The following is a 20828-nucleotide window of genomic DNA, read 5'->3' as shown; positions in this document are numbered from 1 at the left end:
ATTTTTAGTTTAGAATCAGAAAAACACCGGACCGGGAAAACATCGGCATAAGAAACATATTAAAACAGAAAATGATTCGGATGGAAAAGCGAAAAAGGAGAGCGGAAAAATGGAGCAGGATTATGTGAATGCTCAGATTGGAAAAAGAATAAGAGACCTGCGTAACCGGAAAGGACTGACGCAGCAGGAGCTGGCGGACCGGGCAGAGCTGACAAAAGGATTTATTTCGCAGCTTGAGCGCGGGCAGGTATCACCGTCGGTCGTGACGCTGCTGGATCTGATTGAATGTCTGGGAACGACGGCTTCGGACTTTTTTAAAGAAGCGGTGGAAGAACAGATTGTGTTCACGGAGGAAGGCTTCTTTGAAAAGGTGGATGAGGGAGGAAACAGTATTCAGTGGATTGTGCCGACAGCGCAGAAGTATCAGATGGAGCCGTTGCTGGTGGTGATGCAGCCCCATCAGAGCCTGGATGAGGACAAGCCGCACGACGGAGAGGAATTTGGATATGTGATTTCCGGGAAACTGAATGTTTATCTGGGGGACCAGGTTTATCATGTGAAGTCCGGGGAAAGCTTCTATTATCCTGCCAAACGGAAGCATCACATAGAAAATCCGGGCAACCGTCCGGCGAAATTCATCTGGGTGAGCACGCCGCCGACATTTTAAAACTTTTCGGCAACGGTGCAAAATGTGATGTACGGAACTGCTGTCTGTACAGGAATTGTTGCGGACCGGACATGAAATTTTTACGGACCGGACACGAAATTTTTACGGTTCGGGCAGGTGTCTGAACCGGATTTGCGGATCGGGCGGATGTGCCTCGGCAAAGCAGAGCTTTTACGGTGCGGGACAGTGGGCACATGGGAAAGCGAAAAAATATGCAGAAATTAAGAGGGAGTTATTATGGAGCAGAAAGAGAATATCATCGAATTAAAACATATTACAAAAACATTTGAGGACGGGTTTCACGCGGTGGAGGATTTTAATCTGGAGGTGAAGCGCGGAGAATTTGTGACCTTTCTGGGGCCGTCGGGGTGCGGCAAGACGACGACGCTGCGCATGATTGCGGGCTTCGATATTCCATCGGAGGGGGAAATTCTGCTGAACGGAAAACCAATCACGGATTTGCCGCCGCATAAACGCCCGATAAATACGGTATTTCAGCGCTATGCCCTGTTCCCGCATATGAATATTTTTGACAATATTGCTTTTGGACTGAAGCAAAAAAAGATGCCGAAAGGTGTTATTGAAAAGAAAGTGAAGAAGGTTCTGGAGCTTGTGGATCTGGAGGGTTTTGAGAACCGCAGCGTATCCACGCTTTCCGGCGGACAGCAGCAGCGTGTTGCAATCGCGCGCGCAGTGGTAAATGAACCGGAAATATTGCTTCTGGATGAGCCGCTGGGCGCACTGGATTTGAAAATGCGCAAGGAAATGCAGCTTGAATTGAAGGCAATGCACAAGGAGCTTGGCATCACATTTATTTATGTGACACATGACCAGGAAGAGGCGCTTACCATGTCGGATAAGATCGTGGTAATGTCGGAGGGAAAGACGCAGCAGATTGGTACGCCGGAGGATATTTATAACGAGCCGAAGAATGCTTTTGTGGCGGATTTTATCGGGGACAGCAACATTTTCAACGGCATTATGACCGGACATCTGCGGGCGCGTTTCTGCGGCGGCGAGTTTGACTGCGTGGATGATGTGGAGGAAGGAACGCACATCACGGCGGTCGTGCGTCCGGAGGATGTGATTCTGACCGCGCCCGCGGAGGGAATTATCCAGGGCGAGGTGACGTCGGTGATATTTAAGGGCATGCATTATGAGATTACGGTGGCTTCCGGCAAAAATGAGATGGTAATCCAGTCGGTAAAATCGGCGAAGCCGGGCGATAAGGTCGGGATGCGGGTAGACCCGGATAACATTCATATTATGATTGCAGAAGATCACACAAATATTTTTGTGGTGGATATTAATAAGAGCCACAGGTTGGAATACAACGGAACAATCCTGGATACCAGTCTGACGAAAATTATTAAAGGAAGCAGGCGCGCAGAAGACGGAACGCTGCTGGATGCCTCCGGGGAAGAGATAGATCCGCGTAAAATCCGCGTGATGGCGGCAATCGGACCGAATGATATCAGGATGACGGACCAGCAGGAAGAAGGACTGGTGCAGGGCTATATCAGCAATCTGATTTATAAGGGCGACCACTACAGCTATGTCATACATACGGACATGGGACAGGATTTTGTGGTTAATGATGAATACCTGTGGAATATGGACGACCAGGTAGGATTGATAATGCCGGTAGAGAAAATGACCTTTTCGGTGAAGAGATAGGAGGGAAAGCGATGGGCAGAATTACATTTTCCAGAAAAAGTCTGGGAATTCCCTACGCGCTTTTTCTGGCGCTTTTTGTTGTCGCACCGCTGCTGGTGCTGATTTACTATGCGTTTACAAATGGACAGGGACAGTTTACCATGTCAAATCTGACAGGCTTTTTCACAAACCCGAACACGCTGGGAACGCTTGTCTACAGCTTTGCTGTGTCCATCACGACGACGGCGGTCTGTCTGCTGCTTGCATACCCGACGGCGTATATTCTTGCAAAAAGCAAGCTGAAAGCAAAGTCGGTGATAGTAATGATTTTTATTATGCCGATGTGGATTAATTTTTCACTGCGCATTACGGCGCTGAAGGAAATTCTGACGTTAATTGAGCATAATCTGGCGTTTTACCCGTTCTTTAACGCGGTAATCGGTATGACCTACGATTTCCTTCCGTTTATGATTCTTCCGATATACAACACGATTGTAAAGCTTGACGAATCGCTTCTGGAGGCGGCGCGCGATTTGGGGGCAAATGAGCGGGAAGCATTTTTAAAAGTGACATTGCCGCTGTCCGTGCCGGGTATCGTAAGTGGCATTGCAATGGTATTTTTGCCGGCGATGACAAATTATGTGGTACTGGATATGTTGTATAACAGCACATACATTATGGGAAGTCTCATTGGAAGCTACTTTGCGGCATATAACTGGAATGGCGGGTCGATGATTGCCCTGATTCTTCTTGCGATTATCTGTCTGTTTACGCTGCTGACCAGAGGTATGGAGGAAGAGCAGAATCCGAGAGGGGGTGCACTGTTATGATGAAAAAGGCATGGAAAGCTGCAGTAATTGCATTTGTTCTGATATTTTTGTATCTGCCGATTCTTGTTCTGGCAGTGTACAGCTTTACGGATGCCACACAAATTGGTGTGATACGGGGATTTTCTCTGAAAAATTATGTGACATTATTTACGACACCGGAGCTGCGGGATATGATTCTGGGGACGATAGCGCTGGCATTTTCTGCGGCGGCAATCGCAACGCTTCTGGGAACGATGGGTGCAATCGGTTCTTTTTACAGCGGGAAAAGGGCATCGTCCGTAATCTCCACGGTAAATGAGATACCGGTTGTCAATGCGGATGTGGTGACAGGTTTTTCCATCTGCATTCTGCTGGTTGTGGTTCTGGGTGTGAGTAAGGACACCTTTATTCCGCTGCTTGCAGGTCATGTGACATTGTGTGCGCCCTTCGTATTTTTATCGGTCGTCCCGAAGCTGAAGCAGATGGATTCCAGCATTTATGAGGCGGCGCTGGATTTGGGGGCAACTCCGGCGAAAGCACTCTGGAAGGTAGTCATTCCACAGATTCTGCCGGGAATCGTATCCGGTTTTGCGCTGGCAGTTACGCTTTCTCTGGATGATTATTTTGTTGCAACCTACACAAAGCCGGCTACCTTCGATACAATCAGCACCTATGTGGTGAACGCAACAAAAGGGTCGCAGACCACCATTAAGACGGCGCTCTGGGCATTGTCTACGGTAATCTTTGCGGTAGTTATCCTGATTGTTGTGGTGATGAATCTGCGGGCGCGGAAGGAAACAGCAGAATCGGAAAGGGCGGGTGTGTGATGAAAAAAGATTTATACAGAATCGCCGCGGCGGCTCTTTGCGGTACATTGCTCTGCGGGAGCATGGTGAATGCAGCATATGCAGCAAGTGATACGCAGACGGATGCAGCATATGCGGAAGATGATGTACGGGAAAATGCAACACGTGCAGCAAGTGACGCACGGGAAAATGCAACACGTGCAGCAAGTGACGCACAGGAGGATGTAACCCGGACAACAGGTGACACGAATGAAGATGAAACCCGGACAAAAGGAGAACTGCAGCAGGATGCAACACATGCAGCAGGAGATGTGCAGGAAACCGGCAGCGCAGACGGGAGCGGCAATGTGCCGGAGGTCACGCTGCGGGTGTGCAACTGGGAGGAATATATCGACCTGGGAGACTGGGATGAGGAGGAAACAATCGACCTGGAGAGCGGGGACATCATAGGTGTAAACTCTATGGTGGAGGACTTTGAAGAGTGGTATCTGGAAACCTATGGGATTAAAGTAAATGTGGAGTATTCTACCTTCGGAACGAATGAGGATCTTTACAATATGCTTACTCTGGGGGATGTGTATGACCTCGTCTGCCCTTCCGAGTATATGATAATGAAGCTGATGGCAGAGAATCAGCTTGTACCTCTGTCAGATGAATTTTTTGATACTGCGGATGAAAATAATTACTATATCAATGGAGTATCTCCCTATATCCGTTCTATTTTCGAAGCAAACGAGATTAATGGAGAGGCGTGGGCAAAGTACGCGGCAGGCTATATGTGGGGAATTACCGGTATCGTGTACAATCCGGAGCTTGTGACGGAAGAGGATGCGTCGAGCTGGAAAATATTGAATAATCCGGCTTATTATCGTCAGGTGACGATTAAGGATAATGTGCGGGATTCCTACTTTGCAGCGCTGGGCGCTCTGAAATCGGACCTGCTTACATCAGAGGAATTTTTGCAGGAGGCGGATTATCAGAAACGTCTGGAGCAGGAAATGAATGATACTTCTCCGGAAACAATCGCATTGGTGCAGGATTATCTGCAGAGCGTAAAAAATAACGCATATTCTTTTGAGACAGATTCCGGAAAGGCAGATATGGTGACCGGCAAGGTTGCGGCGAACTATCAGTGGTCCGGCGATGCGGTCTATACGATGGACCAGGCGGATGAGGATGATTTTACACTTGCATTTGCGGTGCCGGTGGAATCCACCAATATTTATTTTGACGGCTGGGTGATGTTAAAGAGCGGCATCGGAGACGATGCGGCGAAGCAGCACGCTGCGGAAGCATTCATTAATTTTAATTCCAGACCGGACAACGTCATCCGCAATATGTATTATATTGGCTACACCTCTGTGATTTCCGGCGGAGAGGATGAACGCATTTTTGAGTATGCCGACTGGTGCTACGGGGCGGAAGAGGATGAGGAGGATGTGGCCGATTATAATATCGGATATTTCTTTACAGAAGATGAAAACAGTGAAGATTATGTAATCACGGCCCCGGCAGACCAGGTGAAGCGGCAGCTTTTTGCCCAGTATCCTTCGCAGGAGGCAATCGCAAGGTCGTCGATAATGGTATATTTTGATGATGCACAAAATGAGGCAATTAACAAAATGTGGATTAGCGTGCGCTGCTTTAATATTAACGATATGCCGGTGTGGGGCTGGGGGCTGATTATACTGGCGGTTGCAGCAATTATTGCGATGCTTGCATCCAAAAGGCGCAGACAGAGTTATTGATGTCGGAAATAGAGAAAAACAGACCGAAAACCGGCTGTCCGGAGTGGAAAAAGGGCAGCCGGAAAAATAAGCGGCATAAAAATGAGGAAGAGAGGAAGCGTTATCCTATGAGAATGATGCTGGTTGGAGCGGGTGCTGTCGGAGAGAGCATTTTAAAAATTCTGCAGTGGAGGGACCCGGACAGCGCATGGCTCTCTTATGTGCTGATTTGCGATTATGATGAAAAACGGGCGCAGGAAGTGGCAGCGATGCTTGGCGATGAGAGGCGTTTTGCGGTATCAAAGGTGAATGCCACAGACCGGGAGGAAATGCAGCGGCTTATCCGGGAGCATCATATTGATTTTGTGATGGACGCTGCGCCGCCTTTTGCAAGTAACATAATATTTGATGCGGCATTTGAGACGGGCTGTAATTATGCCAGCATGGGAACATGGTCGGTCCCGATGGAGAAGCCGGCTTACGGTCTGGGAATCGAGAACAGCTATCTGGAACCGATGACAAAATACAACTTCGACCGTCATGAAGCATGGCGCCGAAAGGGACAGATGGCGGTAATCTGCATCGGTATCGACCCAGGTGTAGTGAATGTGTTTGCCAAATATGCGGCGACGGAGCTGCTGGATGAAATTTGTGAGGTGCATGTGAAGGACGGAGGGAATCTGTCCGTTCCGGGCGCGGACCCGGATGACATCATGTTCGGTTTTAATGTGTGGACTGTCCTGGATGAGGTGATGAATCCCAATGTGGAATATGATGAGGATAAAGGCGGATTTTTTGTGGAAAAAGCATTTGCGGGGCAGGAAACCTTCGAGATGCCGGAAGGTGTCGGATGCAACACACTGGTGAAAGTGGAGCATGAGGAGGTTGTAACGCTGCCGCGTTATCTGAAGCAGTATGGTCTGAAGAAAGCGACCTTTAAAATCAGCCTGGATGAAAATCTTATTACGGCGCTTAAAGTTCTGGACAGACTGGGACTTCGCAGCCTTCATCCGGTGCAGGTGGGCGGCGTGCAGGTGGTGCCCCGCGATGTAGTGGCGGCGTGCGCGCCGCAGCCGAAGGACATTGGCAGTGAGATGACGGGCAAAATGCTGGTGGGAGTTCATTGTGTTGGAAAGAAAAACGGAGAGCGAAAAGAGTATTTTCTTTATCAGCCCTTCGATAACCAGGAATCCATGAAGCGCTGGGGCTGTCAGGCAGTGACTGCCCAGACCGGTTTTGGGGCGGCGCTGGCACTGGAGCTGATCGGACGCGGCATCTGGAAGGACGCCGGGGTATTTTCGCCGGAATACTTCGAACCGAAGCCGTATCTGAAGCTGATGGAGGAGAGCGGTTTTCGTTATGAGATAAAAGAGCTGCCGGCGTAATGAGAAAGCGGTGTTATTGCGAACGGAACAGATAATAACAAAAAGGTGCACGCAAAGAGCAGGTGTTCGTGTCACGACAAACGCATGAGTAAACAAATTGTGAACACGCCTCTTTTCTGTTAAAATAAAAGAAAAGGGGAGTGAAGATATGCAGGAATTATTAGAATGGATGGAATATATTGAAGACAGCCGCCAGCAAAGCAAAGTCCGGCATACGTTAAAGGATATCCTGGTAATTGTGCTGTTTGCGACTCTTGCAAATGCAGATGACTGGGTAGAAATGGCCCTGTTTGCTGAGGATTATCAGGATTATTTGCGTAAGTACATTGAACTGAAAAATGGTCCGCCATCGCATGATACCCTGCGGCGGGTTATGGGAATGGTGTCACCGGAGATCCTGCAGCAGCTTTATGGGAAATGGCAGGAGCGGTTAAACAGGAACGAAGGGGAACTGCTGAAAAAAATCATATGTATTGATGGTAAAACCATGCGTTCCAATAAGAGGAATGGAGAGAAACCCGGCCATATTGTTTCCGCGTGGAGTAAGGAAGACGGGTACTGCCTTGGGCAGAAGGCTGTCGGGGAAAAGAGCAATGAGATAACAGCCATTCCTGAGTTACTGGAGAAAATACAGGTAAAAGGGCAGATTGTAACCATAGATGCAATGGGGACCCAGACAGCGATAGCAGAAAAGATAAGGAATAAGAGGGCAGATTATGTTCTTTCGTTAAAAGCAAACCAGGGAACATTATATGAGGATGTAAGAGAATATTTTGAAGACCCGGAGTTCCGGAAGGAGATAAAGGAAAGGGGAATTTATAAGAAAACACAGGAAAAAGCACATGGACAGATTGAAACAAGGGAGTATTACCAGACGGAAAAAATAAAATGGCTAAGCCAGAAGAAAGCCTGGAAAGGTCTGAAAAGTATCATAATGGAACGGAAGACATTGGAAAAAGAAGGGAAGCGGCTGATAGAATACCGGTATTTTATCAGCAGTCTGAAGGAAGAAATAGAAACAGTAAGCCGGGCGGTAAGAGGTCATTGGAGTATAGAGAGTATGCACTGGCATTTGGATGTGACATTCCGGGAAGATGCAAACACAACGATTGATAAGATGGCGGCACAGAACCTGAATATTATCAGGAAATGGAGTTTAAGTATACTGAAGACAGCAGAGGTGTCAAGACATAAATTATCCATGAGAAAAAAGAGATATGTAATTGGATTGCGTCCAATCAAGCATTTGGAAGAAGTATTGGAATCTTAAAAAAATAAGAAAAACAGAAATTGGACGATAGGAATCATTCATGCGTTTGTCGTGTGTTCGTGTGGATATTATTTGACACGGGCACCATTTTTATAGTATGATAAAAGGTACGGAAGCATAGCAGCAAAGGGGCTGCCGCGCATGGAAAGCGGCAGCGCAAAGAGGGCTGAAATGGGAAAATTATTTTATATTATGGGTAAAAGCTCTACAGGGAAGGACACGATATTCAAGGAAATAGCGGGCAGACCGGAGCTGGGGCTTAGAAATCTGGTGATGTATACGACCAGACCGATTCGTGAGAAGGAAACCGACGGCGTGGAGTATCATTTTGTCACGGATGCTGAAGCGGAGGAGCTGCAGCGTCAGGGAAAGATTATAGAGCTGCGCGCTTATCAGACCGTTCACGGTATCTGGAAGTATTTCACGGTGGATGATGAGCATACAGATTTGGAGCATTTCGATTACATTGCAATCGGGACGCTGGAGTCTTATGTGAAATTGAGGGAATACTACGGGAAGGATAGGGTGGTCCCCATTTATATAGAAGTGGATGATGGAAACCGCCTGGAGCGCGCGCTCAAGCGGGAGCGCAAGCCGCAGAACCGTAAGTTTGAGGAAATGTGCAGAAGATTTCTGGCGGACGCGGTGGATTTTTCAGAGGAAAATCTGCAGAAGGCGGGGATTACGCGGCGTTTTCACAATGATAATGACCGGGAGGAATGTATGCAGGAGGTTGCAGAATTCATCCGCCAGTGCCAGAAAGAAGGGAGCAGGGCATGAAAGGATTTCGTCAGATAATCGGACATAAGGACGTGATAGCGCATCTGCAGAATGCAATCGCGTCGGGCAAGGTGTCTCATGCATATATTTTAAACGGAGAAAAGGGTTCCGGAAAAAAGACAATCGCGCGTGCGTTTGCCAAAGCGCTGAATTGTGAGAGCGATGAGGAAAGGCCCTGTGGCAAATGTCACTCATGCCGTCTGGCAGATGGCGGGAATCATCCCGATATCATGGAAATCACACATGATAAGCCGAACAGCATCAGCGTTGACGATATCCGCGGACAGGTCGTGGAGGATGTGCAGGTGCGTCCGTACAGCAGCCCGTACAAAATATATATTATTGATGACGCGGAAAAAATGACGATGCAGGCGCAGAACGCGCTTCTGAAAACAATAGAGGAGCCGCCCTCTTATGTGGTAGTGCTGCTTCTTACCACGAATGCATCCTCGCTGCTGCAGACGATTCTGTCGCGCTGTGTGATGCTGAACACGAAGCCGGTGCCGGATTCCCAGGTGCGCACGTATCTTATGGAGCACGTGAAAATTCCGGATTATCAGGCGGATATCTGTGTTGCATTTGCGCAGGGGAATATCGGAAAAGCGGTACAGCTTGCGACGTCGGAAAATTTCAATGAGATTAAGGGCGCAGCCATTCATCTGCTGACGCATCTGAAGGACATGGACATTGCGGATATTACGGCGGCGGTGAAAGCGGTGACGGAGTTTAAGGTGGACATCCGCGATTATTTGGATATCCTTGCTGTCTGGTATCGTGATGTGCTGTATTTTAAGGCGACAAACGATGCGAACGGGATTATTTTCCGTGAAAACCTGCGTGCAATCCAGGAACAGACGAGACGCTGCTCCTATGAGGGCATTGAGCGGATTCTGGAGGCTCTTCAGAAAGCAAAGGCGCGTCTGACGGCAAATGTAAACTTTGAACTGACGATGGAACTGTTGTTCCTTTTGATAAAAGAGAATGGAGAGTAGTATGACAAAGATAGTTGGGGTCAGATTCCGCACTGCCGGGAAAATCTATTATTTTGACCCGAAAAATATGATGATAAAGCGCGGCGAGCATGTAATTGTCGAAACTGCGCGCGGCGTGGAGTACGGGCGCGTCGTTACCGGGACGCGCGACGTGCCGGAGGATACGGTAGTCCAGCCGCTGAAGCCGGTGCTGCGGGTTGCTACGGCGGAGGACGATGAAAAGGTGCGCCGCAATCGTATCCGCGAGAAGGATGCGTTTGCGATATGCCAGGAAAAAATCCGCAAGCATAAGCTGGAAATGAAGCTGATAGATGTGGAGTACACATTTGATAACAATAAGATACTGTTTTACTTTACGGCGGACGGACGCATTGATTTCCGCGAGCTGGTAAAGGATCTGGCGTCTGTTTTCAAGACAAGAATTGAGCTGCGCCAGATTGGTGTGCGCGATGAGACAAAGATTCTGGGAGGAATCGGTTCCTGCGGACGACCGCTCTGCTGTCATTCGTATCTGTCGGAGTTTGCGCCGGTTTCCATTAAGATGGCGAAGGAGCAGAACCTTTCTCTGAATCCTTCGAAGATTTCGGGCGTTTGCGGCAGACTGATGTGCTGTCTGAAAAATGAGGAAGAGACTTATGAATATCTGAACAGCCGCCTGCCGAACAACGGCGATTCTGTAGTTACGGCGGACGGGCTGAAGGGTGAGGTGCAGAGTGTAAATGTGCTGCGCCAGACGGTGAAGGTGCTGGTGGAATCCGACGATGAGAAGGAGCTGCGCGAGTATCCGGTGAGCGAGCTGAAGTTTAAGCCGCGCAAAAAGAAGGAGCGCAGGAAGGACAAGGATAACCGGCAGGATAAGGACCGGGAGCTTGCCGAGCTGGAAGCAATGGAAAAGATGGAGAAAAAGGAAGGAAAATCCAAGCTAAATGAAGATTGAGCTTTATGAGGGCGAGAGGATAGATGATCTGCAGCGCAACGGCTACCGCATTATCCAGAGCAGAGACGGCTTCTGCTTTGGAATGGATGCTGTACTTCTCTCCGGCTTTGTCCGGGTGAGGGAGCGGGAGCGTGTTCTGGATCTTGGTACCGGTACAGGAATCATCCCCATTTTGCTTGAGGCGAAAACGCCGGGCGAGCATTTTACCGGACTGGAGATTCAGAAGAGAAGTGCGGATATGGCGCGGCGGAGCGTGGAGCTGAACGGGTTATCGGACAGGATTTCCATAGTTGAAGGAGATATAAAAGAGGCTGTATCCATATTTGGAAGAGCCTCTTTTGACGTAGTTACTTCAAATCCGCCTTATATGACGGGAAATCACGGGCTTGTGAATCCGGAGCTTCCAAAAGCGATTGCCCGTCACGAGATTCTCTGCACACTGGAGGATGTCGTCAGCCAGGCGGCGCATCTTCTGCGCGAAAACGGAAGGTTTTACATGGTACACCGCCCGTTCCGGCTGACGGAAATTATGACGGTGATGGTGAAGTATCATCTGGAGCCGAAGCGGATGAAGCTGGTGTATCCATACATTGACAAAGAGCCAAATATGGTTCTGATTGAGGGTCTGAAGGGCGGCAGAAGCCGTATCACGGTGGAAAAGCCGCTGATTGTATACAAAGAGCCGGGCGTGTATACAGATGAAATTTATGAAGTGTACGGATATTGAAGAATAATGCGGCTGCTACGGGCAACGGAACTGCTGCAGGCGTTAAAAGGCTGTGGCGCGGAAAAGTGAAACGGGGAAGACGTAAATAAAGGCTGCAGCGCGAAATGCGGAACGGAGACGGGAAGCACGGGGCTATGGTGCGGGAAAGGGCGACCGGCAGGCATCACGGAAATGGCGGGAGACAGGAATTTGGAGCGGCAGAAAACTGCTGCGGACAGGGAGGCTGACATGGCGGGGAAATTATATTTATGTGCGACACCAATCGGGAATCTGGAGGATATGACGCTGCGTGTGCTGCGCACCCTGCAGGAGGCGGATCTGATTGCGGCGGAGGATACCCGCAACAGTATTAAGCTTCTGAATCATTTTGATATTAAGACGCCGATGACGAGCTATCATGAATACAATAAAATTGAGAAGGGGAAGGACCTTATCCGTCAGATGCAGAGCGGGAAAACGGTTGCACTGATTACAGATGCGGGGACGCCGGGCATTTCCGATCCGGGAGAGGAACTGGTGCGCATGTGCTATGAGGCGGGCGTGGAGGTGACATCCCTTCCGGGCGCCTGCGCCTGCGTGACGGCGCTGACACTTTCCGGGCTGCCCACGCGCAGATTTTGCTTTGAGGCATTTCTGCCGACGGAGAAGAAGGAACGTCAGGAAATTCTGAAGGAGCTGGAGACGGAAACGCGCACGATCATTCTCTACGAAGCGCCGCACCGTCTGGTGCGCACGCTGGAGGAGCTGGCGGAATTTCTGGGAGAACGCGGAATTTCCGTATGCCGTGAGCTGACAAAGAAGCATGAGACGGTGTTTCAGACGACGGTGGCGGAGGCTCTGGAATATTACCGGGAGCACGCACCGAAGGGAGAGTGTGTGCTGGTAATCGAAGGGAAAAGCCGCGATGCTATCCGGGCGGAGGAGCAGAAGAAGTGGGAAGAACTGTCTGTGAAGGAGCATATGGAACATTACCTGTCACAGGGAATCGATAAAAAAGAAGCAATGAAGCTGGTCGCAAAGGACAGGGGCGTTTCAAAAAGAGACATTTATCAGGAGCTTCTGGAGAAATAAGAGCGTTAAAATAGGAAAATCCAACAGGGGGTGTCTGTGTGAAGCAGCGCGAGTATGCATATGATAATCTGAAATTTCTGCTGATTGTTCTGGTGATTGCCGGGCATCTTGCGGATTTTTATACAGAGCCGGGAGGAAACGCTTCCGGGTCTCTTGCGGTGGCAGCACGCGGACTATACGGATTGATTTATATATTTCATATGCCGGCGTTTATATTTGTGAGCGGTCTGTTTGCGAAAAGCGCCCTTTCGGATAAAAGCCGTGCGATGAAAAGGACGGGTGAATTTCTGGTGCTGTATATTTTATGTAAGCTGCTTCTGGGGCTGCCGTCCATGCTTCTGCGTTGCACGTTTGATTTTCAACTTCTTTCAGAAAGTGGTATCCCGTGGTTTATGCTCAGTATGGCTCTCTGGTATGCGATGGCTTATGTTTTGGAAAAATGCCGCGTTATTCTGAAAAAATGGAATGTGCCTGTGATACTTGCGGCAAATATTGCACTGGCGTGTATACTGGGATACACAGGTGTCATCGGAGATTTTCTGTGCCTTTCCAAAACGATAGTATTTTTTCCGTTTTTCTGGATGGGACTGCACATGGATGCCGGGAAGCTGACGGATAAGGTGTCGAAGCCTGTCTGTCGGGCGGTGGGCGCGGTCGGGATTCTGCTGTTTGTGCTGGCGGCAGTCATACAGCCGGAGTTTTTATATGCTCTGCGTCCGCTTCTGAATGGTCGCGGGGACGCATATGCGCAGGTTGCGGAGAACTTCGCAAATATGTATCCGCAGGTGGATGCGGCAGCTGGGATAGCCGGGACAGCCGGTCTGATGACGGGGACGGTTTCCGGCGCGGGCATAACCGGTCTGCTGGCAAAGCCGGCGTATGGTGTATTCTGGCGGCTGGCGCATTATGCGGCGGCTGCGTTTCTGATATATTGCCTGCTTGCGGTTATCCCAAAGAAAAAGCTGGCGGTATCTGTGTGCGGAGAGCGCACTCTGCAGGTTTATTTTCTGCATTATATTTTTCTCTACCCGCTGAAAATCGTTCCGGTCGTAGAAAAAATGCAGACCGTACTGCCTACGGCGGTGTGCCTGCTGTTTATACTTGTGGTGAGCGCGTTGCTGGCTGTTTTGCTGTCAGCGCGATTTATCACAGTGCTATTTGAGCGGTTTCACAGGATATGGAAATGAGAACCGCAGACAAAATGAGCAAAAGCAATGTATTGCTGTCTGGCAGGAGAGATGGCAGACTGAGTATAAATTGGAAAGCGAAGGAAATCTATTAAAAATATAAAGGAGATACAAATGCCGGTTTTTGAAAATATCAGCGACAAATTTTTTAATCCGTTCTGCTGCCGAAATCGTGAGCTTTATTTTGCGTGTATACAACAGCTCATTGATAAATCAAAGGAGATTCCGGTGCTGTATGAGACGGATGCAAGAAACTGCCTGATTATATATCTGCAAAACAGCATGTATGCAATCGAAACGGAGAATATTGGAGAAGAAATCAGCAGTCAGCGGTCGTCACCGGAGAATGCGTCTGTTATTCTGCGCTATTTCCGGAGCTGCGGGTGGATTACGCCAAAAGAAATTGGCAGAACAGGAGATAATATTGCTTCGGTATCATCTTATTGCAGAAAGCTGGTGGATGCGCTGCACAAAATTTTTGACCGTGATGCGAGCGGCGCAATTACGAATCACATCTTTTCTATGTACGAAATCTTAAAGTCCTCTCTTGAAAAAGACAGTGCCAGGGCGATACGCCCTTATTCTAATATCTGTGTCCCGCTGGTTGAAAATGAATGCGATTTGAAAAATGAGCTGCTGGTGCTGAAGGACAGTATCCGGACGATTATGCATGCTGTTATGGAAATTGAGGACGCGAACGGGTTTGGACAATTTCTGATGAAGGATGAAATGCTGGACAGGTTTTTTAACGATTACTTTTTTATCAAAAGAAGCGGGCTGATTCCGGGATACATTGCGGGAATCGACCGGATGCTTATGCGCATAAAAAAGTCGGAGCTGTATGACCGCATGGCGGAAGAATATATGGAGCTGAAGAACGTCGACCCGGTTACGGCGCGCGAAGTCGTGGACCGCCAGTTTGGGGAGCTGGACAGCTTTATCAATATGGAATATGAGAAGGAAATGTCCTATATTGATAAGAGGATTAATACCTATTACAATCTATATTCAACAAGAATGATGATGGTGCTGAGTAATCATACAAATCTCCAGCAGTATCTCAACCGGTTGCTTCTGCAGATGCGCAGCATGAAGGAAGAAGAGCGGGAGAAGCTCTTAAACGGGCTGTCGGAATGTTTTAAACTGAGAAGTATGGGCTATGTGAGCCGGAAATCCTTTGAGCGGAGGAGAAAGGCGAAACCAAATACAGAAAATGCGGCGATTGAGCGGGAAGAGCTTTCGCAGGAAGAAAAACAGCGGCTGACGGATGAGCTTCTGAAAGAAACGCCGGACAGATATAGTATGGAAACGGTCAGAGGTTATCTGGATGGGCTGTCGTTTCCGGAAAACGGGCTGGCGGTCAGCGAGATGGCAATTCATACCAGAGATGACGCGATGATGGCGGCCGCCAGTATCATTTATTCCGGTAGCGTGGGATTTCCCTACGAAGTGGAATTTGGAGAGGGAATGACAGAGACGGAGGTTGCGCGCATCAGCAATATACGGATTAAGAAAAAGGAGCGGAGGGGACAGACAGTATGAGTGATATCAATTTACAGATCACAGTGAAAGAGGATAATTTTATCCTGTTTAAGCGGTGTATCCGCAGACTGCTGGAATCTACATTCCTTCTCAAAGAGAAAGAAGAAAGACTGTATGCGTTTCTGGCAAAGGAATCCAACCGGCAGGATGTCTCGGATTATCTGCGGATGATAGGTTATGATGTTCTGGTTGATGAAAAGTGTGAGCTTGCCATGCTGACGGTAAATGAGGCGGATGCGGAAACGGTAGGGCTGAAACGCGCAAACATTGTTACGTTTTCGGGTATACAGTACCACCTTCTGCTGGCTTTATGGGAGACTTATCTGGAAAACCTGGGTTATGATGAAAGCGTTTTTATTACCAGAGGGGATTTGATCGATAAGCTGAAGTCATTTGGGCTGCAGTTGGTAAGCGCAGAGCTGAAAGCGGCGTTTAAGCTGTTTAAGAAATATAATCTGATAGATTATGACGAAGAAGAGAACGGAGAGGATGCAAAAATCCGTCTGTATCCATCCCTGCAGTTTGGCTGGGATATTCCGCAATTTAAAGCAGTGGCGGATGAATACCTGCATACAGAGGATGAGGAGGAAGAAAACGAAAATCCTCCGGAAGCGGAGACGGAAAATTTTGGGGAGGACGACGAATGATACTTTTAAAAAAGGTACGGCTGATTAACTGGTATGCATTTTCAAATGTGACAGCGCCGGTTGGCATTTTTACGCTGATTGCCGGAAAGAACGGGAACGGCAAATCGGTTATGCTGGATGCAATAAAGTATGCGGCGTATGGGGACACTGTTTTTAATAAATCATCGGAAAACCGGGGCAGCAGAACATTGTCATCCTATACGCGCGGGCTTCTGGACGCGACGGCAAAGACCTATATGCGCCCGGCGGATAAAGTGCCGAATGTATACAGTCATATTGTACTGGAATATTACGATGATGTATTGGAGAAAAGTTTTCTGCTCGGAACGATTCTGGAGACGGGCGTGTCCAATAATATCCAGTCCTACCGTTATGTGATGGACCGGTGCACACTGGAGGAAACAGAGCATCTGTATGAGGAGAACAAGAAAAAGAAACCGTACGATGCCAGGCGGTTCCAGAAGAAATATGGGGTTACATTGCTGAATAAGGAAGCCGGTATCGGAAAATTTACACAGATGACCGGTCTGAAGCTGACCGGCTCACAGACAGCGACATATCTGCGCAAGCTGCGGGGAATTATGTCTTACGACCCGGACGCAAAAATTGACCAGTTTATACGTGAAAGCGTTCTGGAAAACAGACCGGTGGATTTTACGAAGTTAATTGAAGCGAAGGAAAATATCGAGCGGCTGAATGGCACATTTACGGCTATCCAGATGGAAATTGCGGAGCTGGAGGAGATACTGAAGCTGCTTGACGGTTATGATGCGCAGAAGAATCTGCTGCTGATAGATGACATAAAAATTGTATACAAGAGTATCAGAGAGCTGCGGGAGGAGATGGAACGTCTGCGGCAGGATGTACGTCTTTCCCAGAGCCGTAAGGAGGAAGCGGAAAAGCTTCTGGAGACGCTTTCCGGGCGGGAAGAAGAGCAGCAAAAGAGACTCCGTGAAGTGGAGAGCAGTCTTGACCAGCTTGACTGTATGAAACTGATACGGCAGGAGGAAGAGGTTTTTCGTGCACTGGAAAAAGAGAAGAAGCTGCTGATGGCGGAGAAAAAACGGTTGGACAGCTTTCAGACGCAGGTGAACGGGATGATGCACATTCTGATGGAGAAACGTACGGAGGTGAAGAAAAAGCACATTCTGGCTTCTCTTACGTCGGGAGAGTATACTGCGGCGGAAAAAGAAGAGGCGGTCCTGCGGCTGAAGGAGCAGATTACGGAGGCATATGAGCAGGCGGTCGGAGAATTATCCGGGCTTGGAGTTCTGAAGGCGGAAATTGAGAAAAAGATTCAAGTGCAGATAGAGATTCTGGAAGCCTGCCGGAAAAACAGAAATGCCTACAGTCAGATTCCGGATTATGTAAAGCTGAAAGAAGAAATTAACAAAGAGTTTGCGAGCCGGAAAATAGCTTCGGAGGCGAAGTTTGCCTGTGAGTACGTAATCGGTCTGACGGATGAGCGCTGGCGTAACGCGGTGGAAGCGTTTCTTGGCAGACGCCGTTATACCATACTGGTGGAACCGGAGTATTATGATATTGCCGATGAGGTGCTGAACCGTTCGAAGAACAGATACGCGCACTTGTTTAACACAAAGCTTTTAATGAAAAAACAGGTAACGCCGCTGGATAATTCTGCTGCGCGGTTTTTGACGATAAAGAATCCGGTAGCGCGTAAGTATTTTGACTATCAGCTTGGGCATATGCGGGCAGTCGCGATAGATGAAGTAAAAAATTATGAAAACGCCATTTCCGCGGAAGGACGTGTGGCGGTTGCTATGGATGGTTATTTTCTGCGTTTCGACCGTATACAGTATTATTATCTCGGACAGGAAACGTTTAAGCTGAATCAGCAGCGGGCAGAAAAAGAAACAGAGCAGCTAAAGGCTCAGAAAAAGGAATTGCTTGAGAGGCAGGAAGCGCAGCGGGCTGTGAAGGAGCGCCTGAAAATGAATCTGGAGCTTTTTTCGGGGTATCAGTACGATGCTTACCAGGCGTATCAGACGGCGGCGGATAAGGCGCGAGGGTCTGAGGAGAATCTGAAGAAGCTGAAAGACGCCCAGAAAAACAACCGGGAATTTGTAGAAATGAACCAGCTGCGGGGAAAGCTGCAGGATGAGCTGGGGGCAATCCGGCGTGAAAGAACCAGGCAGCTTGATATAAAAAGTCAGATGACATCGCAGCTTCAGATTCTGGAGAGCAGCCTGGGAAGCAGGGAAGAAAAGCTTGCCGAGGATGAGAAACAGTTTGAAGAATACCAGATTACGCAGTACAGCGCGGTGCAGAAGGCGACGCAGGCGTATGACCGGTACCTGGCAAACGGGGAAAAGGGAGCGGGCGGTCTGAGCGCGCCGCTTACCAGGAGACGTGTCCGGGAAAAAATTGCGGAATACGAGAAGGATATTGCGGTGCAGCAGGGACTGTACAATGGAAAAAGAACGGAGGAGAGCTGGTTGCCGATGGGGCTGGAATACCGCAGTGTTTATGAAGCGCGCAAAGCGAAAATCTGGATGGATGACCTGCAGGAAATCCGACAGAAGCTGGAAGAACAGACAAGGCGGTACGAGAGTATCTTTAAAAACGAGTTTGTTTTAACGATTCTGCGTTCCTGTAACAAGGCAATGGAGGACTTGAAAGCGATTAACCAGGAGCTTGCACGTCTGCAGTTTTCTGCAAAATATCAGTTTGATGTGCATTTTGTAAAGGACATGTCGGATTACGCCAGAATTATTGAATATGCCAAGTATCTAAACGAGAGAGAGCAGTTCGGCGGGGACGGCGGGCAGATGGTTCTGGGCATGTTCAGCTCGTATTCCAGTGAGGAGGAGCAGGAGCTGGAGAACGACATGAAAAATATCATTAACCGCATTATCGCAAAAAATAATGTGGAAGCAATCGAACGGTTTGCTGATTACCGGAACTATATGACGTATGAGATACTGATTACCAATCAGATTCTTAATCATGCGAAATTGTCCAGGCAGACCGGGTATAATTCGGGAGCGGAGGTGCAGATACCGTATCTGCTGATTCTGCTTTCCGCACTGCTTATGATATATAATGAAAAAGTGAATTCGACACGGTTGATTTTTATTGACGAGCCATTTGCCAAGATGGATCCGGGAAATGTAAAAGTGATGCTGGAATTTATGAGAAGCCAGAATCTGCAGGTGATTTTCTGTGCGCCGGATAAGACCGAGACGATTGGAAACGAATCGGAGGTAATATTGCCGGTGCTTCGTGTCAGCGCGGACAATATGCAGCTTGGAATCATACAGTTTCACGATGATAAGAAGTATGCTGGTCTGAAGCGGCATGGCAGCGGCGGAGAAAGCATTTGAGGACAGGTGCGGGGAAATGATGGATTATGAGGGGCAGCTTCTGAAGCTGCTGACGGAGAAATATCGAAAGAGTAAAAAGGATGCCGGGACAAACCGGATAAAGCGACGCACACAGATAAAACCGTCACAGTTGTATACAAAATACTGTGATAATGATGGTGACTTTGCGATAATAGAAGCGATTGGCGAGGCGGTCCGGGCGTGTGAGCGCCGTGGCTTTGTCACGTATGAGATGAAGGGGTTTGGGTATGAGATAGCGGCGGTTTATTTAAACGATGACCGTATAACAGAGGTTGAACAGTACCTGAATGATACTTGCGGATATGAGACAAAGGAAGCAAAGCTAGCATATGTAAGGAACCTTATTGAGAAATATGGGCAATGCTCCCCGGCAGCGGCAATGGAATGTGCGAGGATGCAGGAGGACCTGAAGCAGCGGCGCCTGCCGAAAAATTATGCGCAGAAGGAAGACGTTCTGAAGGCACTGATATTTGTAGAAAACAATAAGCAGGAGCTATATGTCCGGGAAGCTTCCATGCTGATTTATGGTTCTTCGAAATATTTTGAAGAAAATACGATGGATACAGTATGCCGTCTGCTGCGCAATTATCTGAAAAAGCCGTGCGGCGAAGGAGAACTGCCGGATGAAATTCTGGAGCAGTATCATATCCGGAAGGAGGCGCAGCGCCTGTGCATGAAAGGAAACTGTACCATTTACCGGAAGGGGCAGGTGCTGGAGGTTGGCGCGCTGGAGAATGGAATTGAATTTGCTGCAGATGAGGTGCCGGAAATAGAGCGGGTGGAAACCGGGGCGCAGGAATTTTTGACGGTGGAAAATAAGACGTCTTATCTGCGCTGTCCGGCAGGAAATATGGTGGTGTTTTATCTCGGCGGCTATGCCACACGCTATCAGAGGGACTTTATCAAAAAGGTCTGGCGGGATAATCCGGGGCTTTCCTGGAGTCACTTTGGGGATATCGATGCGGGAGGCTTCTTTATTCACGAACATCTCTGCCGCATAACAGAAATACCGTTTAAAATGAAATATATGTCTGTCGGACAACTTCAGGACGAACGGTTTGCCGCCTGCCTGCAGAAGCTGAAGCCGTCCGACAGGAGGCGGCTGAAAACATTGCAGGAAAAAGAGGCTTATAAAGATACTGTGGAGTATATGCTTAAGGAAAATGTAAAGCTGGAACAGGAAATTGTGAGTTATTATCTGGAGAGGGAAAACTGACGGCAGGTGATGCATCGGAGCAGGCGATAACGCATAGAATATAA

The 20828-nt window shown here is 48.5% G+C and carries 18 protein-coding genes; all 18 read left to right on the top strand.

Annotated elements, in window-relative coordinates; translation table 11 throughout:
- Window positions 1-109 precede the first annotated feature (109 nt).
- The gene (relB, locus tag NQ534_RS09170) at window positions 110-667 is read left to right on the top strand and encodes a type II toxin-antitoxin system RelB family anti-toxin (protein ID WP_006863147.1); all 558 of its coding nucleotides are present in this window, start codon (window positions 110-112) and stop codon (window positions 665-667) included.
- A gap of 237 nt (window positions 668-904) precedes the next feature.
- Window positions 905-2344, top strand: a complete 1440-nt coding sequence (locus NQ534_RS09165) for an ABC transporter ATP-binding protein (protein ID WP_006863149.1) — start codon at window positions 905-907, stop codon at window positions 2342-2344.
- 11 nt (window positions 2345-2355) lie between these two features.
- On the top strand, window positions 2356-3153 hold the full coding sequence (locus NQ534_RS09160; RefSeq protein WP_006863150.1) for an ABC transporter permease: 798 nt from the start codon (window positions 2356-2358) through the stop codon (window positions 3151-3153).
- Complete coding sequence (locus tag NQ534_RS09155) at window positions 3150-3959, top strand: ABC transporter permease (protein WP_006863151.1); 810 nt, start codon at window positions 3150-3152, stop codon at window positions 3957-3959. The genes NQ534_RS09160 and NQ534_RS09155 overlap by 4 nt, the downstream gene beginning before the upstream one ends.
- A complete protein-coding gene (locus NQ534_RS09150) occupies window positions 3959-5686 on the top strand; it encodes an ABC transporter substrate-binding protein (protein ID WP_006863152.1) in 1728 nt (575 codons plus the stop codon). Before NQ534_RS09155 ends, NQ534_RS09150 begins: the two co-directional genes overlap by 1 nt.
- Before the next feature lie 107 nt (window positions 5687-5793).
- Window positions 5794-7050 carry a saccharopine dehydrogenase family protein gene (locus tag NQ534_RS09145; RefSeq protein ID WP_074680083.1) on the top strand — a complete coding sequence of 419 codons (1257 nt, stop codon included), beginning with the start codon at window positions 5794-5796 and terminating at the stop codon, window positions 7048-7050.
- A gap of 148 nt (window positions 7051-7198) precedes the next feature.
- The gene (locus NQ534_RS09140) at window positions 7199-8320 is read left to right on the top strand and encodes an ISAs1 family transposase (RefSeq protein WP_006860388.1); all 1122 of its coding nucleotides are present in this window, start codon (window positions 7199-7201) and stop codon (window positions 8318-8320) included.
- 171 nt (window positions 8321-8491) lie between these two features.
- Window positions 8492-9100, top strand: a complete 609-nt coding sequence (locus NQ534_RS09135) for a nucleoside/nucleotide kinase family protein (protein WP_040782060.1) — start codon at window positions 8492-8494, stop codon at window positions 9098-9100.
- Window positions 9097-10092, top strand: coding sequence for a DNA polymerase III subunit delta' (gene holB / locus NQ534_RS09130; RefSeq protein WP_006860487.1), 996 nt, complete (start codon window positions 9097-9099; stop codon window positions 10090-10092). Before NQ534_RS09135 ends, holB begins: the two co-directional genes overlap by 4 nt.
- Window position 10093: 1 nt before the next feature.
- Window positions 10094-11029, top strand: coding sequence for a PSP1 domain-containing protein (locus NQ534_RS09125; protein WP_040781914.1), 936 nt, complete (start codon window positions 10094-10096; stop codon window positions 11027-11029).
- Window positions 11019-11756, top strand: a complete 738-nt coding sequence (locus tag NQ534_RS09120; protein ID WP_006860489.1) for a tRNA1(Val) (adenine(37)-N6)-methyltransferase — start codon at window positions 11019-11021, stop codon at window positions 11754-11756. Before NQ534_RS09125 ends, NQ534_RS09120 begins: the two co-directional genes overlap by 11 nt.
- 104 nt (window positions 11757-11860) lie before the next feature.
- Window positions 11861-11983 carry a hypothetical protein gene (locus NQ534_RS09115; RefSeq protein ID WP_260043675.1) on the top strand — a complete coding sequence of 41 codons (123 nt, stop codon included), beginning with the start codon at window positions 11861-11863 and terminating at the stop codon, window positions 11981-11983.
- Window position 11984: 1 nt separating this feature from the next.
- A complete protein-coding gene (gene rsmI / locus NQ534_RS09110) occupies window positions 11985-12827 on the top strand; it encodes a 16S rRNA (cytidine(1402)-2'-O)-methyltransferase (RefSeq protein ID WP_040781917.1) in 843 nt (280 codons plus the stop codon).
- Window positions 12828-12865: 38 nt separating this feature from the next.
- The gene (locus NQ534_RS09105; RefSeq protein WP_006860491.1) at window positions 12866-14014 is read left to right on the top strand and encodes an acyltransferase family protein; all 1149 of its coding nucleotides are present in this window, start codon (window positions 12866-12868) and stop codon (window positions 14012-14014) included.
- Between the two features lie 114 nt (window positions 14015-14128).
- Window positions 14129-15556: a Wadjet anti-phage system protein JetA family protein gene (locus NQ534_RS09100; protein WP_006860493.1), complete on the top strand. Its 1428-nt coding sequence runs from the start codon at window positions 14129-14131 to the stop codon at window positions 15554-15556.
- Window positions 15553-16203, top strand: a complete 651-nt coding sequence (locus tag NQ534_RS09095; RefSeq protein ID WP_006860494.1) for a DUF4194 domain-containing protein — start codon at window positions 15553-15555, stop codon at window positions 16201-16203. Before NQ534_RS09100 ends, NQ534_RS09095 begins: the two co-directional genes overlap by 4 nt.
- Complete coding sequence (locus NQ534_RS09090) at window positions 16200-19547, top strand: SbcC/MukB-like Walker B domain-containing protein (protein ID WP_006860495.1); 3348 nt, start codon at window positions 16200-16202, stop codon at window positions 19545-19547. Before NQ534_RS09095 ends, NQ534_RS09090 begins: the two co-directional genes overlap by 4 nt.
- On the top strand, window positions 19522-20784 hold the full coding sequence (locus tag NQ534_RS09085; protein WP_006860496.1) for a Wadjet anti-phage system protein JetD domain-containing protein: 1263 nt from the start codon (window positions 19522-19524) through the stop codon (window positions 20782-20784). Before NQ534_RS09090 ends, NQ534_RS09085 begins: the two co-directional genes overlap by 26 nt.
- The last annotated feature ends 44 nt before the right edge of the window (window positions 20785-20828 follow it).

Source organism: Marvinbryantia formatexigens DSM 14469 (assembly GCF_025148285.1).
GTDB lineage: Bacteria > Bacillota > Clostridia > Lachnospirales > Lachnospiraceae > Marvinbryantia > Marvinbryantia formatexigens.
This window is presented reverse-complemented; position numbering and strand designations above follow the sequence as displayed.